13 protein-coding genes and 1 tRNA gene are annotated in these 14926 nt (G+C 68.7%); 10 read left to right on the forward strand and 4 right to left on the reverse strand.

Annotated features, from left to right (window positions below):
* Positions 1 to 147: 147 nt before the first annotated feature.
* A tRNA-Leu gene (locus AF1_RS28335) sits at positions 148 to 230 on the reverse strand.
* A gap of 85 nt (positions 231 to 315) precedes the next feature.
* Between AF1_RS28335 and AF1_RS28340 the strand changes: the two genes are divergently transcribed.
* The 9 genes from AF1_RS28340 (at position 316) to AF1_RS28380 (ending at position 9477) form a co-directional block, all read left to right on the forward strand.
* On the forward strand, positions 316 to 924 hold the full coding sequence (locus AF1_RS28340; RefSeq protein WP_255218847.1) for an ANTAR domain-containing response regulator: 609 nt from the start codon (positions 316 to 318) through the stop codon (positions 922 to 924).
* A 283-nt stretch (positions 925 to 1207) separates the two neighbouring features.
* Positions 1208 to 2383, forward strand: a complete 1176-nt coding sequence (locus AF1_RS28345) for a branched-chain amino acid ABC transporter substrate-binding protein (RefSeq protein ID WP_207393983.1) — start codon at positions 1208 to 1210, stop codon at positions 2381 to 2383.
* Between the two features lie 91 nt (positions 2384 to 2474).
* Entirely contained in the window at positions 2475 to 3440 is a 966-nt protein-coding gene (locus AF1_RS28350; RefSeq protein ID WP_067806040.1) for a branched-chain amino acid ABC transporter permease, read from the forward strand.
* Positions 3437 to 4585 carry a branched-chain amino acid ABC transporter permease gene (locus AF1_RS28355; protein WP_067806043.1) on the forward strand — a complete coding sequence of 383 codons (1149 nt, stop codon included), beginning with the start codon at positions 3437 to 3439 and terminating at the stop codon, positions 4583 to 4585. Before AF1_RS28350 ends, AF1_RS28355 begins: the two co-directional genes overlap by 4 nt.
* Complete coding sequence (locus tag AF1_RS28360) at positions 4582 to 5373, forward strand: ABC transporter ATP-binding protein (protein ID WP_433231609.1); 792 nt, start codon at positions 4582 to 4584, stop codon at positions 5371 to 5373. Before AF1_RS28355 ends, AF1_RS28360 begins: the two co-directional genes overlap by 4 nt.
* Positions 5363 to 6169, forward strand: a complete 807-nt coding sequence (locus AF1_RS28365; RefSeq protein WP_084263425.1) for an ABC transporter ATP-binding protein — start codon at positions 5363 to 5365, stop codon at positions 6167 to 6169. The genes AF1_RS28360 and AF1_RS28365 overlap by 11 nt, the downstream gene beginning before the upstream one ends.
* A 325-nt stretch (positions 6170 to 6494) precedes the next feature.
* Positions 6495 to 7031, forward strand: coding sequence for a MauE/DoxX family redox-associated membrane protein (locus tag AF1_RS34895; protein ID WP_131732475.1), 537 nt, complete (start codon positions 6495 to 6497; stop codon positions 7029 to 7031).
* A gap of 42 nt (positions 7032 to 7073) precedes the next feature.
* Positions 7074 to 7601 (forward strand): TlpA family protein disulfide reductase, encoded by a 528-nt coding sequence (locus tag AF1_RS28375; protein WP_067806050.1) that lies wholly within the window; start codon positions 7074 to 7076, stop codon positions 7599 to 7601.
* A gap of 1 nt (position 7602) precedes the next feature.
* Positions 7603 to 9477: an ABC transporter ATP-binding protein gene (locus AF1_RS28380; protein ID WP_067806053.1), complete on the forward strand. Its 1875-nt coding sequence runs from the start codon at positions 7603 to 7605 to the stop codon at positions 9475 to 9477.
* Here the strand turns inward: AF1_RS28380 and AF1_RS28385 are convergent.
* From AF1_RS28385 to AF1_RS28395, 3 genes are all read right to left on the reverse strand, one after another.
* Positions 9427 to 9951, reverse strand: a complete 525-nt coding sequence (locus tag AF1_RS28385) for a S26 family signal peptidase (protein WP_084263428.1) — start codon at positions 9949 to 9951, stop codon at positions 9427 to 9429. The two genes, AF1_RS28380 and AF1_RS28385, sit on opposite strands and share 51 nt — an antisense overlap.
* Before the next feature lie 614 nt (positions 9952 to 10565).
* Positions 10566 to 11126, reverse strand: coding sequence for a DUF4352 domain-containing protein (locus AF1_RS28390; protein ID WP_067806071.1), 561 nt, complete (start codon positions 11124 to 11126; stop codon positions 10566 to 10568).
* Positions 11127 to 11381: 255 nt separating this feature from the next.
* Positions 11382 to 11810, reverse strand: coding sequence for a PaaI family thioesterase (locus AF1_RS28395; RefSeq protein ID WP_067806072.1), 429 nt, complete (start codon positions 11808 to 11810; stop codon positions 11382 to 11384).
* A gap of 62 nt (positions 11811 to 11872) precedes the next feature.
* Between AF1_RS28395 and polA the strand changes: the two genes are divergently transcribed.
* Positions 11873 to 14563: a DNA polymerase I gene (gene polA, locus AF1_RS28400; protein WP_067806061.1), complete on the forward strand. Its 2691-nt coding sequence runs from the start codon at positions 11873 to 11875 to the stop codon at positions 14561 to 14563.
* Positions 14564 to 14926: the final 363 nt, after the last annotated feature.

Here is a 14926-nt window from a genome sequence, read left to right on the forward strand (position 1 = left end):
TCCGCGTCCACAGCATCGGCGACGTCATCGCCATCCAGCATTGACGCCGCCCGGCACCGGCCGCCCACTCCGCCGGTCACCCGCGCGACACGCACCCCGCGCGGTGACCGGCTCCCGGCGGACGTTGCCGCGGACGAGAGTCTTGTGTACCGGGAGCGGGATTCGAACCCGCACGCCCTTTCGGACAAATCCTTTTGAGGGATTCGTGTCTACCGTTCCACCATCCCGGCATTTTTATGGACATATGCTTTTATGTCCGGTTAGTCGCCCTGGTGAGGGGCGGCCAGGACCAGGGTAGCGGGTTTCGATAGGCTCGTGCGCGTGGAGAGTGCTCGGCGAGTTGTGATCGCGGAAGATGAGGCCCTGATCCGGCTGGACCTGAAGGAGATGCTTCAGGAGGACGGCTACGAGGTCGTCGGAGAGGCGGGGGACGGCGAGACCGCCGTGCGGCTGGCCGGTGAGCTGAAGCCCGACCTGGTGATCCTCGATGTCAAGATGCCGGTGCTGGACGGGATCTCGGCCGCCGAGCGGATCTCGGCGGAGCGGATCGCCCCGGTCGTGATCCTCACCGCGTTCTCCCAGCGCGAGCTCGTCCAGCGGGCGACGGACGCGGGCGCGATGGCCTACCTCGTCAAGCCGTTCTCCAAGACCGACCTCGCGCCCGCCATCGAGATGGCGGTGAGCCGCTACACCGAGCTGCGGGCGCTGGAGGCGGAGGTCGCCGGGCTGCAGGAGCGGCTGGAGACCCGCAAGGTCGTGGACCGCGCGAAAGGGCTGCTGCAGGAGGCCCACGGGTGGTCCGAGCCCGAGGCGTTCCGGTGGATCCAGAAGACCTCGATGGACCGCCGGCTGACGATGCGCGCGGTCGCGGAGGCCGTCGTCGCGGGCGCCGCGGGCGGCCGGGACGAGCCCGCCGCGGGCTGACGACCGGCACCTCCTCCGGTTGCCCTGTCAAGGTCCAATCGGCGGTCCCGGACTGACCACGGATAACTACTCTGTGTAATCGTCCCAGGCAACGGCGGGTATCGGTTAGGCACGGGGGAGTAACGAACGAGTAACCCTTCGATCCGGGGGTCCTGTTCTGGGGCGGGCTTACGGTGTACGACATAGCTGATCCCCGACTGACCGGTTTCCTTGCCCGGAGCCGGCGCCGGGGCATATCTCGTACCCGATCCCCTCCCGGATCCGGATGGAAAGGTTGGGCACCTTGCGGCGCAACAAGATGAGGATCACCGGCGCGGTGGCGGTGAGCGCGGCGCTCGCGCTCAGCGCCGTGGCCTGTGGTGGCGACGATAGCGACTCCGGTGGCAACGGCAACGAGGTCACGATCGGGTTCATGGGCGACCTGACCGGCACGGACTCCGGCCTGGTGATCCCGCCCAAGCAGGGCGCGCTGCTGGCCATCGAGCAGTACAACGCCACGAACCCCAAGGTCAAGATCAAGTTCAAGACCTACGACAGCCAGGGCAAGCCGGAGCAGGCGACCTCGCTGGCGCTGGGCGCGGTCAAGAACGACAAGATCGCCGGCCTGATCGGCCCGGCGTTCTCGGGCGAGTCGCAGAGCGTCGGCCCGATCCTGGAGGAGGCCAAGATCCCGAGCGTGTCGCCGTCGGCGACGAACATCACGCTGGGTGACAAGGGCTGGAAGTACTGGCACCGCGTGGTGGCCGACGACGCGGCGCAGAGCGCCGGCGTGGCGAACTTCGTGATGAACTCGGCGAAGGCCAAGAAGGTCTTCCTGGTGTCGGACAACCAGGACTACGGCAAGGGCCTCGCGGACGCCATCGAGAAGGCGGTGAAGGAGAAGGGCGCCCAGACCCAGAACGACGCGGTCGACGACAAGGGCACCGACTACTCCTCCACGGTCAACAAGGTCAACCAGTTCAAGCCGGACGTGGTGTACTTCGGCGGCTACTACTCGGTCGCGGGTCGGCTGTTCAAGCAGCTGCGCGAGGGCGGCTACAAGGGCAAGATGATGTCGGGCGACGGCTCGCTCGCCACCGGCCTGATCGAGGGCACCGGCCAGCAGAACGCCCAGGGCACGCTGATCAGCTGCGGCTGCCTCATCGACCCCGAGGGCAAGACGAACCCGAAGGCCAAGAAGTTCGCCGACGACTACAAGGCGAAGTTCAACTCCGAGGTCGCCATCTACTCGACCGAGGGCTTCGACGCGGCGACGGCGTTCATCGAGGCCGTCAAGGCGGGCAAGACCAAGCCCGAGGAGATCAACGAGTTCCTCAAGACCATCGCCGCCCCGGGCGTCGGCAAGCAGATCAAGTTCGCCGACAACGGTGAGCTCGCCACCCAGGACATCTTCATCTACCAGGTCGAGGGCAACAAGCTGCCGCTTCTCGGCAACAGCAACGAAGCGAAGGTCTCGTAGGCGTCACCAACGCCCCGACGAGATCCCCTGATGGCGCGGGAGCGGGAGCGTTACAGCGCTCCCGCTCCTTCTCTGACTAAGGCGACCAAAGGTGCTCGACGACTTCATCAATCAATTCTGGCCGTCGACCATCGACGGGCTGGCGCTGGGCGCGATCTACGCGTTGCTGGCGCTCGGCTACACGATGGTCTACGGCGTGCTGAGGCTGATCAACTTCGCGCATGCCGACATCTTCATGGTCGGCACCTTCGCGGCCCTGTGGACGGTCCGCTCGCTGGGCGTCTCCGCCGTCGGCGGTTTCGCGCTGGTGGGGGTGGTGGTGCTGACCGCCGTGGTGGCCGGTGCGGTCGCCGGCGGGGGTGCGATGCTCCTTGAGGTGACGGCCTACCGGCCGCTCCGGAAGAGGGGCGCGTCCAGGCTGGCCGCGTTGATCTCGGCCATCGGGGCGTCGATCTTCATCCAGCAGCTGTTCGCGACGGTGGTCGTGCACCGCGTGTTCGGGACTTCGAAGGAGGGCGGGAAGCTCCCCGTCGACGAGCACTTCAAGAAGCTCACGGACGTGGTGGACTTCGGGCCGATCCAGATCAGCAACGACAAACTGATCGTCTTCGTCGGTGCGGTGCTCATGATGATCGCGCTCGACCAGTTCGTGAACCGGACGAAGCTCGGCCGCGGCATCCGCTCCACGGCGCAGGACCCGGAAACGGCCGTGCTGATGGGCGTCAACATCGACCGCGTCGTGTCGGTGACGTTCGTGGTCGGCGGCGTCATGGCGGGCGTCGCGGCGGCCCTGTACATCCTGCGTTTCGAGCAGACGAACTACTTCGTCGGCTTCCTGCTCGGCATCAAGGCGTTCACGGCGGCGGTCCTCGGCGGGATCGGCAACATCCGCGGCGCCCTGGCCGGCGGGTTCACGCTGGGGCTGCTGGAGATGTACGGTTCGAGCCTGTTCGGCTCGCCGTGGCGGGACGTGGTCGCGTTCACCGTGCTGATCCTGGTCCTGATGTTCCGTCCCACCGGCATCCTCGGTGAGTCTCTCCAGCAGGCGCGCGCATGAACCTCACGAAGAACGGCAACGGCGGCCGGTTCGGTTCCGGCCCGTCCCTCGACCCGCTGCGCCACTGGTGGGCCGGCGCCCCCGGATGGCAGCGCTGGATCGTCTACACGCTGCTCATCGTCGGCGCGGTCTTCCTGCCGAGCGAGTCGATCGGCAGCTTCATGGCGCCGAGCGGCGCCAACTGGCCGTCGATGCTCAGCGACCAGATCGCCATCTACGTGCTGCTGGCACTCGGCCTGAACGTCGTCGTCGGCATGGCGGGCCTCCTGGACCTCGGCTATGTCGCCTTCTACGCGGTCGGCGGCTACACCATCGCGATCTTCGCGGTGCGGTACCACTGGAGCTTCTGGGAGACGCTCGTCCTCGCGATCCTGTTCTCGGCGCTGGCGGGCGTCATCCTGGGCGCGCCGACGCTGCGGCTGCGCGGCGACTACCTGGCGATCGTGACGCTCGGCTTCGGTGAGATCGTCAAGCGGACGGCGAACAACAGCTCGTTCGTCAACGGCCCGCGCGGTGTGCAGGGCATCCCGCACCCGCCGACGCTCTCGGAGTTCGAGATCCTCGGCGTGCAGCCGCTGAAGTACGGGCTGCTGGACTCGCGGCCGTACTACTACCTGCTGCTCGTGTTCATCATCCTCGCGATCGTCTTCGTGCGGCGGCTGGACGCGTCCCGGGTCGGCCGGGCGTGGGCGTCGATCCGCGAGGACGAGGACGCCGCCGAGCTGATGGGCGTCCCGACGTTCCGGTTCAAGCTGGCCGCGTTCGCGATCGGCGCGGCGATCGGCGGCAGCGGCGGCGTGGTGTTCGCCGCGAAGCAGACCTCGATCCTGCCGGCGAACTTCGACTTCCTCGTGTCGGCGCTGATCCTGGCGGCGGTGGTGCTGGGCGGCTCGGGGAACATCCCGGGCGCGATCCTGGGCGCGTTCGTGGTGGCCTGGCTGCCGGAGCGGTTCCGGTTCCTGGACGACTACCGGATGCTGATCTTCGGTGGTGCGCTGGTGGTGATGATGATCTTCCGTCCGGAGGGGCTGTGGCCGTCGCGGCGGCGCAAGGCCGAACTGGCGGAGGGCACCGGCGGCATGGGCAGCATGGGTGCCGAGGTCGCCGGGCCGGGTCAGTCCGAGGCCGCGGAGGTGGGCAAGTGAGCGGGACGGACGAGCGCAAGCCGGTCCTGGAGCTGCGCGACGTCGTGATGCGGTTCGGCGGCGTCGTGGCGCTCAACAAGGTGCAGATCACCATCCGCGAGGGGGAGATCTTCGCCCTGATAGGCCCGAACGGCGCCGGGAAGACGACGGTGTTCAACGTGACCACCGGTGTCTACCGGCCGACCGAGGGCGCGGTCGTGTTCGACGGCAAGCGCATCGACGGCAAGAAGCGCTATGTCGTGACGAAGCTGGGCATCGCCCGCACGTTCCAGAATGTGCGGCTGTTCCACAACATGACCGCGCTGGAGAACGTCCTGGTCGGCACGGACGCGCACCACCGCACGGGCCTCGCCGGCGCGGCGCTCGGCCTGCCGTGGCACCGGCGCGAGGAGCGCCGGGGCCGGGAGCGGGCCCGCGAGCTGCTGGAGCTGGTGGGGGTCGCGCACCGGGCCGAGGAGGCCGCGAAGAACCTGCCGTACGGCGACCAGCGGCGGCTGGAGATCGCGCGGGCGCTGGCCACGGAACCGAAGCTGCTGCTGCTGGACGAGCCGGCGGCGGGCATGAACCCGGCGGAGAAGGTCGCGCTGCAGGACCTGATCCGCAGGATCCGCGACACCGGGGTGACGGTCCTGCTCATCGAGCACGACATGAGCCTGGTGATGGGGATCAGCGACCGGGTCGCGGTGCTGGACTTCGGGCAGAAGATCGCCGACGGCCTGCCGGCCGAGGTGCAGAACGACCCGCGGGTGATCGAGGCGTATCTGGGGGCTCCGGCCGATGCTTCTTGAGATCGAGGACATCCACGTCCACTACGGAAAGATCGCGGCGCTCAAGGGCATCACGGTGTCGGTGGACCAGGGCGAGATCGTGACGCTGATCGGCGCGAACGGCGCCGGGAAGACGACCACGCTGAAGACGATCTCCGGGCTGCGGAACCTGACGTCCGGCGCGATCCGCTTCGACGGCCGGGACATCAGCAGGATGCCGGGCCACAGGCGGGTGTCGGCCGGGATCGGGCAGGCGCCGGAAGGACGCGGGATCTTCCCCGGCATGACCGTGGAGGAGAACCTCCTGATGGGCGCGTACGCCCGCAGGGACGATGTGTCCAAGGAGCTGGCGGAGGCGTACGAGCTGTTCCCGCGGCTGGCCGAGCGCAGGTCGCAGACGGGCGGCACGATGTCCGGCGGCGAGCAGCAGATGCTCGCGATCGGGCGGGCGCTGATGGCCAAGCCGAAGGTCCTGCTGCTCGACGAGCCGTCGATGGGCCTCGCGCCGATGCTGGTCCAGCAGATCTTCTCGATCATCGAGGAGATCAACCGGCGCGGCACCACGGTGCTGCTGGTGGAGCAGAACGCCCAGCAGGCGCTGCAGATCGCGAACCGCGCGTACGTCCTGGAGACGGGCCGGGTGGTGAAGTCGGCGCCGGCGGGCGAGCTGCTGGACGACCCGCAGGTCCGCGCCGCCTACCTGGGCGGCGGGGCGGCGCCGGACGCCGAACCCGAACCCAAGGCCGAACCCGAGGCCGAACCCGAGGCCGGGGACGGCGGTCAGGCAGGCGGAGGCGGTGAGGGCACCTCGCGGTAACGCCCTTTCCCGAGCGCGCCCGCCGGGTCCGGACTCGTCCGGGCCCGGCGGGCGCGCCTTTTGCCGGGGACGCGCCCTCGATCGCGCATTGCCACCGTGTTCCGGCCTGGCCTTCGCCTACCGTCAGGCAGCCGCGGGATATGGCGCCCTGGCCGGATGAAATGAGGCGTTGATGCCCGCCGCGCAAAAGTCAAGCTGGTTGAATCAGCTTCTAACTGGTACTGTCATTGCCCAATGCCGTGCTGATCACCAACGGTTCGATGATTGTGAGGGGTGTCCCTCACCGGCCCCTGCTCCCGGGGCTCGTCCAGTCGGAGAGTGGTTGATGCAATATCTGGCGATAGGCGTCCGGTGCTTTCTCGCGGCCATCTTCCTGGTCTCCTTCGCGAGCAAGGTCAGCGGGCGAGCGGCGTTCACGGCTTTTGAGGCTTCGGTGGCTGAGCTCTCACCCTTTCCGGCCTTCTCCCATCGGGCGACCGCCGTCCTTGTGTTATGTGTCGAGGGCGGCGTTTTCGTGCTGATCGCCATGCCCAGCGGAACGGCCGTGCGAAGCGGATGCGTCGCCGCGCTGGGAATCGTGCTGGCGTTCACGTTCGCCATCATCCCGGCGGTACGGAAGAAGGGGATCGCCGGCTGCCGGTGTTTCGGCTCGTCGAAGACCCCGCCGGGCGTTCACCATCTTGTCCGCAATCTGGTCATCATCGTCATCGCCGCGACCGGGATCACGCTGACCCCCGCCCTGCACCGGCCGGCCGCGGGCGGCGTCGTGATCTCGGTGTGCGCCGGGCTGCTCATGAGCGCGGTCATCATCATGTCGGACGACCTGGTGGAGCTGTTCCGGCTGCCGCCGCGGACTCGCTAGTGCTCACCGGCGAACCCACTGTGCGCACCGAAGGGAGAATCCATGGCGTTCCTCATCGCCGCGACCGTGTTGGTGGGGCTCCTCTGCTGCCTCAATCTGATCCTGCTGTACGGGGTCATCAGACGGCTCCGGGTGCACGCGGAGATGCTCGCCGGCAATCCTCTGCCCGGCGCTCCGGCCATGATCGCCGCGGGGGACGCGGTGGGCGACTTCAACGCCCGCACGGTGGACGGTGAGGAACTGAGCCGAGCGGAGATCTCCGACAAGACGATGGTGGGCTTCTTCTCGCCGAGCTGCGAGTCGTGCAAGGAGAAGATTCCGCGTTTCCTGGAGCTGAGCCGGATGCGGCCGGGCGGCCGCGGGCAGGTTCTGGCCGTCATCGTCGACGACCACGATGAGGCCGGCGAGTTCGTCGACGAACTGAACCCGGCCGCCCGGGTCATCGTCGAGAGGTACGACGGGCCCGTGAGCAAAGCGTTCGGGACCAGCGCTTTTCCGGCCATGCTGACGGTCACCCGGGACCATCATGACCGGCTGGTGGTGGAAACCGCGCAGGTCGGGATCAGCTGACATGCGGGCCACGGGCTTTCGCACCATGATCTCCCGTGCCCGGCTGGCCTTCTCGCTCGCCGCGCGGGCGAGTCCGGGACCGTTCGTCCTCTACGTGGCGATGGCCCTGGTCGGCGGCGCGGTTCCCGTGCTGAACGCATGGCTGCTCAAGATGGTCGTCGACGGCCTGGCCGGACACGCTCCGATGACCGGGCTGACCGCCATCGCCGCCGGGATGGCCGTGACCGGGCTGGTCATCACGTTGACGCCCCAGACGACCCAGTATCTCCGTGCGGAAATGGATCGTTCGGTCGGATGCCTCGTCCAGAACCGGCTGTTCTCGGCGGTCGAGCGCTTTACCGGGCTGGCGCGTTTCGAGAATCCGCACTTCCTGGATCATCTTCGGCTGGCGCAGCAGACCGGGGGGATCGCGCCGAGCCAGGTCGTCGACGGCATTCTGAGCCTCACCAGGGTTTCCATCACCATTATCGGTTTCCTCGTGTCCCTGTCCGTGATCAGCCCCATGCTGGCCGCTCTCGTCCTGGCCGCCGGCGTGCCGACGCTGGTCGCCGAGCTCGTACTGTCTCGTAAACGTGCTGGGATGCTCTGGGAGATCGGCCCGGCCGAGCGGCGCGAAATCTTCTACAGCGAGCTCTTGACCAGCCTTGAGGCCGCGAAGGAGATCCGGCTGTTCGGCATCGGCGGGTTCCTGAAGAACCGCATGCTGGGGGAGCGGCGCACGGCGAACGCCGCCAAGCGCGCGGTGGACCGCCGGGAACTGCTCGTCCAGACGGGACTGGGCGTTCTGGCCGCCGCCGTGGCGGGCCTCGGCCTCCTGTGGATCATCGGCGAGGCGGGGAACGGCCGGATCGCCGCCGGCGATGTGATGATCTTCATAACCGGGGTGGCCGGGGTGCAGAGCGCGCTCGGCGTGCTCGCCGGGGACGTCGCCCGCTCCCATGAGGCTCTGCTCCTGCTCCGGCATTTCGTCGCCGTGACCACCGCCGAGCCGGACCTGCCGGTGGCCCCGCGACCGGACCGCGTGCCGCGGTTGAGCCGCGGCATAGAGTTGCGCGACGTATGGTTCCGCTATTCGCCGGATCACCCCTGGGTGCTGCGGGGGGTCGATCTCTTCATTCCCGCGGGCGCGTCCGTCGCCCTGGTCGGGCTGAACGGGGCCGGGAAATCGACCCTGGTGAAGCTGCTGTGCAGGCTCTACGATCCGACCAGCGGATCGATCCATTGGGACGGTGTCGACCTGCGCGACATGGAGGTCGCCGATCTCCGGCGGCGAATCAGCGTCGTGTTCCAGGACTACATGAACTATGACTTCACCGCGGCGGAGAACATCGCGCTCGGTGACCTCGAAGCCCTGGACGACGGGGAGCGTATCCGGCGGGCCGCCGAACGCGCCGGCATTCACGCGAAACTTGCCGGGCTGCCCCGCGGTTACCAGACGCTGCTGTCGCGAATGTTCTTCATGGAGTCGGAGAAGGGCGACCTTGAGAACGGTGTCGAGCTTTCCGGCGGGCAGTGGCAGCGGCTGGCGCTCGCCCGGGCCTTCGTCCGGGACGGATGCGATTTCATGATCCTCGACGAGCCCTCGTCCGGACTCGACGCGGAAGCGGAGCACGATATTCACGCATCGATCCGCCGGCACCGTGCCGACCGGACGAGTGTGCTCATCTCCCACCGGCTCAGCACCGTCCGGGACGCGGACGCCATCGTGGTGCTGTCGGAGGGAAGAGTGGTGGAGCGCGGTGACCACCAGGCGCTGATGAGGCTCGATGGCAGGTACGCGGAACTCTTCGGGCTCCAGGCTTCCGGTTACCGGGATGCCGCCGAGTCAGAGATGCAGTTTGCGGACGACGACCCCGAGCATACGGCTTCCCGGTAGCGGGCCGAAGTGACGGGAGTCGAAGCTCGCGGCCGGATTGTCACCGAGAACGAAGAGATGACCGGGAGGCACCGCCGGCTTCTCGGCGAGGCCCGGATCGCAGGACGGCATCTCGTCCCCGGCGGTCGCGGAGACCCTCTTGATGATCCAGTTCCTGGTGCCGGGCGGGTCCGGCGGGCCGGGCGGAGGGGACGTGGACCAGTGCGGCTCGGCGAGTTCCCCCTGAACGACCGTGGTCGGGGACTCCACCACGACGACATCACCGTTCCGGACATGCCGGCAGGGGAGGCGTTTCACGAGGACGCGGTCGCCGTCATGAAGGGCCGGTGCCATGCTGTCGCCGGACACCGTTACCACCGTCATGGCCGCCCGCCCGTAACGAGGCCGCAAAAAGACGCGGCAGAGGCTCAGCAGGGTGCTTTTCAAGCCGCCATGGCGAAAATCTGCATTCCCGCCGTTCGCTCTGATGGTCATCGCCCGATCTCGGAGAGATGCCGCAGCGAACACGGATCGATCACGTGGACACTCCTTCGGCTTCCCCGGGGGGACGATGACGACGCGTGAGCTATCGGCTCAACTGGGGTCCGTGCCTCCGGCGGCGGCCGCGAATGGCGATCGCAGTGCGGCCGGGGTACGGGTCGCACTGCGATCACCTTGAGACGTTCGCATCGATGAGGACCGGATGCATGGCCCTGTCTTCGGACGGAAGCGGCAAATCGGATTAGCGGCAGGAGCCGCATCCGTAGTTCTTGTGGACCAGCCAGGAGGTTCCTCCGGAGGAGCAGCGCCAGGTCTCCCGCCATTCCTGGCAGGAACAGCAGCAAGTGTTGATCCGGGTGCATGATGCCGCGGACGCTTCGGCCTGCGGTACGAATCTGGCCACCGCCCTGTCGGTCCATCGAGTGATGACTGTTTTCATGGCTGCCACCTTTCCTGGTGAGGATGCCGACAACGTAAACTACCGATCTGGCCATAGTCAATGATCTTGTAACTGAATTTTGGAACGTTGAGGGCGGGGGGCAATTTACGGTGTGCGGAGAGCCGGGCTGGAGGATGTCCGTAACATGCGGGACGGTAATCCCGGGAAGTCAGGGCAGCGCGATCTCGGCCGGGGCCGGGTCGGTGGCGGCGCCGACCGGGGGCGACCCGTAGAGCCGGACCGCCTTGGTCCTCGCGCCGCGCGGTATGTCGAACCAGAGGTCGAACTCGACGCGCATGGACGATCCGACGGACAGCCGCTCGGGCTGCCGTTTGATCATGGTGGCGTTGACGTCGGGGGAGTACGTCCTGCCGTCGGTGGTGACGAGACGCTGCTTCCAGGTGTCGAAGACCTGGATGTCGCGTCCGGTGTTGACGGCGAGGACGCGGACGCGGGTGAAGGCGCCCTTGGCGTCCATCGCGGCGTGGGTGCCCATGACGTCGGTCATGGCGCCGCTGAAGCCGATGACGGTGAAGCTCATGTCGGCGCTGCGCCCGGTCTTGCCCCGGGGGACCGACTCGCCCTCGCGGGCCTTCTCGGCGGGGATCTTGTAGGTCGGGAGCGACGTGGCGTGGCCGGAACCGGAACAGCCCGCGAGCGCGAGGATCGCGGCGAGGGCCCCGGAGAGGGCGGCGGCGGCCGGGCGGGTGCGCGGGTCACGGTGGCGCATGGTCCGGAACGTACGGCCGATCGGGACGCGGTGGAAGGGACGGCGTGTTTCCCGCCGCGACCGCAACCGGTCATCCGTCTATGCCGGTGTCGGGACGGAGGCGCCCCCGGACATGAGGTGACCCGGGATCACCTTTGGGGCCGTACGAACCTTCCCCGGGCGCGTACGTTGTCTACTCGGTGATCCCGGGCCGTGTCGATCCACGCTACAGACCCCGGGCGGCGTGCCGCAAAGAAAGCTTCGATCACGCTTTCGTCAGGTGGCGGGAGCGTCCCGCAGCATGCAGGTGAGCCGCGCGGTGCAGACCCGCCGGCCGTCCTCGTCGGAGATGACGATGTCGTAGGTGGCGAGGGTGCGGCCCCCGTGCGTGCGGGTCGCCACGCCCGTCACGTATCCCTCGGTCGCGGACCGGTGGTGGGTGGCGTTGATCTCGATCCCGACGGCGATGCGGCCCCGGCCGGCGTGCAGCGCGGCCCCGACGGATCCGAGCGACTCGGCGAGGACGCACGACGCGCCGCCGTGCAGCAGCCCGTACGGCTGGGTGTTGCCCTTGACCGGCATCCGGCCCACGACCCGCTCGGCCGACGCCTCCAGGTACTCGACGCCCATCGTCCGCGCCAGGTCGCCGTGCCCGTCGAACTCCTCACCCGCGCTGATCTTCGCGGCCACCTCCCGCGGGCTCATGCCGCCGGTGTCAGTCACATCGCCTCCACAAAACTGTCGTACGCGCAGACTAGAGTCCTGGTGTGGTGACGACAGCAGCGACCCCTGACAAGCGTGACCGGCTTCTTCTGCTCGACGGGCATTCCCTGGCCTACCGGGCGTTCTTCGCGCTGCCCGTGGAGAACTTCTCCACCACCGACGGGCAGCCGACCAACGCCGTGTACGGCTTCACCTCGATGCTCATCAACGTCCTGCGCGACGAGCAGCCGACCCACATCGCCGTGGCGTTCGACCGCTCGGAGCCGACGTTCCGGCACGAGCAGTACGTGGAGTACAAGGCGGGGCGGCAGAAGACCCCGGACGAGTTCCGCAGCCAGGTCAGCCTGATCTTCGAGGTGCTGGACGCGCTGCGCGTCCCGCGGCTGTCGGTCGCCGGGTTCGAGGCCGACGACATCATCGCCACGCTGTCGGTCCAGGCCACCGAGGCCGGGATGGACACCCTGGTCGTCTCCGGCGACCGGGACGCGTTCCAGCTCGTCAACGAGCACGTCACCATCCTGTACCCGGTCCGCGGGGTATCGGAGCTCGCCCGGATGGACCCGGCCGCCGTCGAGGCCAAGTACGGCGTCCCGCCCGAGCGCTACCGGGAGCTGGCCGCGCTGGTGGGGGAGAGCAGCGACAACCTGCCCGGCGTGCCCGGCGTCGGCCCGAAGACCGCCGCCAAGTGGCTGACCAAGTACGGCGACCTCGACACGCTCGTCGCCCGGGTGGAGGAGATCAAGGGCAAGGCGGGCGACAACCTGCGCGAGCACCTCGCCGGCGTGCTGCGCAACCAGCAGATCAACAAGCTCGACACCGAGGTCGGGCTGGAGCTGACGCCGCCGCAGCTGACGATGGGCCAGTGGGACCGCGAGGAGATCCACACCCTGTTCGACTCGCTGCAGTTCCGCGTCCTGCGCGACCGGCTGTACGCGACGCTGTCCGCCGCCGAGCCCGAGGCCGACGAGGGCTTCGAGGTCGAGATGGACGAGCTGGAGCCCGGCGCCCTCGGCGCCTGGCTGGAGGCCAATGCGGGCGACCGGATCGGCATCGCGGTCACCGGCACCTGGGGGCGCGGCACCGGCGAGATCACCGCGCTGGCCCTCGCGTCCAAGAAGGGGCCGGCCGTCCACCTCGACCCGGCCGAGCTGATCGAGGACGACGAGCGCGCCCTGGCCGCCTACCTCGCCGACCCGGGACGCCCCAAGGCGGTCCACGACGCCAAGGGCCCGATGCTGGCCCTCGCCGCGCGCGGCATGACCCTGGCCGGCGTCACCAGCGACACCGCGCTCGCCGCGTACCTCGCGCTGCCCGGGCAGCGGACGTTCGACCTCGCCGACCTCGTCCTGCGCTACCTCCAGCGTGAGCTGCGCAGCGAAACCGAGGCCACCGGGCAGCTCACCCTGGACGGCTCCGGCGAGGAGGAGGCGGCCGAGGCCCTCGCGGTCCGCGCGCGCGCCGTCACCGAACTGGCCGACGTCCTCGACAGGGACCTGGAGAAGCGCGGCGCCACCCGCCTGCTGCACGAGGTGGAGCTGCCGCTCGTCCGCGTCCTGGCCGACATGGAACGCGCGGGCATCGCCGTCGACGCCGACCACCTCGCGCACCTGTCGGCGTCCCTCGGCGGCCAGGTCAAGGACCAGGAGCAACAGGCGCACAACGCCGTCGGCCACGACTTCAACCTGGGGTCGCCCAAGCAGGTGCAGCAGGTCCTGTTCGACGAGCTGAACCTGCCCAAGACCAAGCGGACCAAGACGGGCTACACCACCGACTCCGAAGCCCTCACGACCCTGCTGGAAAAGGACGGCCACCCCGTCCTGGAGCACATCCTGCGCTGGCGCGAGGTCGCCAAGCTCAAGAGCATCGTCGACTCCCTCATCCCGATGGCCGACGACGCCGGGCGCATCCACACCACGTTCAACCAGATGATCGCCGCGACCGGCCGGCTGTCGTCCACCGACCCGAACCTGCAGAACATCCCGATCCGCACCGCGGAGGGCCGCCAGATCCGCGAGGCGTTCGTCGTCGGCGACGGCTACGAGTCCCTCCTCACCGCCGACTACTCGCAGATCGAGCTGCGCATCATGGCGCACCTCTCCGAGGACGAGGCCCTCGTGGAGGCGTTCGGCTCCGGCGCCGACTTCCACACCATCACCGCCTCCCGCGTCTTCGGGCTCCCGCCCGAGCAGATCGACTCCGAACTCCGCGCCCGCATCAAGGCCATGAACTACGGCCTCGCCTACGGCCTGTCCGCCTACGGCCTCTCCCAGCAGCTGCGCATCTCCCCGGACGAGGCGCGCGGCCTCATGGAGGAGTACTTCGAACAGTTCGGCGGCGTCCGCGACTACCTCCGCGACGTCGTCGCCAAGGCCCGCCAGGACGGCTACACCCAGACGATCCTCGGCCGCCGCCGCTACCTGCCCGACCTCACCTCCGACAACCGCCAGCGCCGCGAAATGGCCGAGCGCATGGCCCTCAACGCCCCCATCCAGGGCTCCGCCGCCGACATCATCAAGGTCGCCGGCCTCAACGTCGACCGCGCCCTCCGCGAGGCCGGCCTCGCCTCCCGCATGCTCCTCCAGGTCCACGACGAGCTCGTCTTCGAAGTGGCGCCCGGCGAACTCGACGCGCTGAAGACCCTGGTGAGCACCCAGATGGCCGGCGCCTACAAGCTGCGCGTCCCCCTGAACGTCTCCATGGGCACCGGCCGGACCTGGCAGGACGCCGCGCACTGACCGCTCCCCCCGGCGCCAGGCGCCGCGGTCTTCCTTGAGCCACATTTGGCGGAAGCGGGGGCGAGGGCGGGTGGTGGGCGGGGATCACGCGGGTACGCCAATGGGTGTCCATGATCGTCCGGGGGTCGTAGGCTGTCCCCCTGGTCCTGTCCGGGTCTAGCGGCGGGGGTGTCGTGCCTCTCCTTCACAAGATCGCTGGAGTCATGATCGTTTGCGCCGTGATCCTGGGGCTGACGTTACCGGGGGAGCGGCGGGGGCGGGACGAGGGGAACGCGGCCGAGCGGGCCGGGGCGGCGTCCGGGGCGACGCCCCCGGCGCGGGCGGCCAGGGCGGGCGGGACGGTGCCGCCGACGGGGTCGGCCT

It is taken from the genome of Actinomadura formosensis NBRC 14204, from assembly GCF_001552155.1.
Taxonomy (GTDB): Bacteria; Actinomycetota; Actinomycetes; order Streptosporangiales; family Streptosporangiaceae; genus Spirillospora; species Spirillospora formosensis.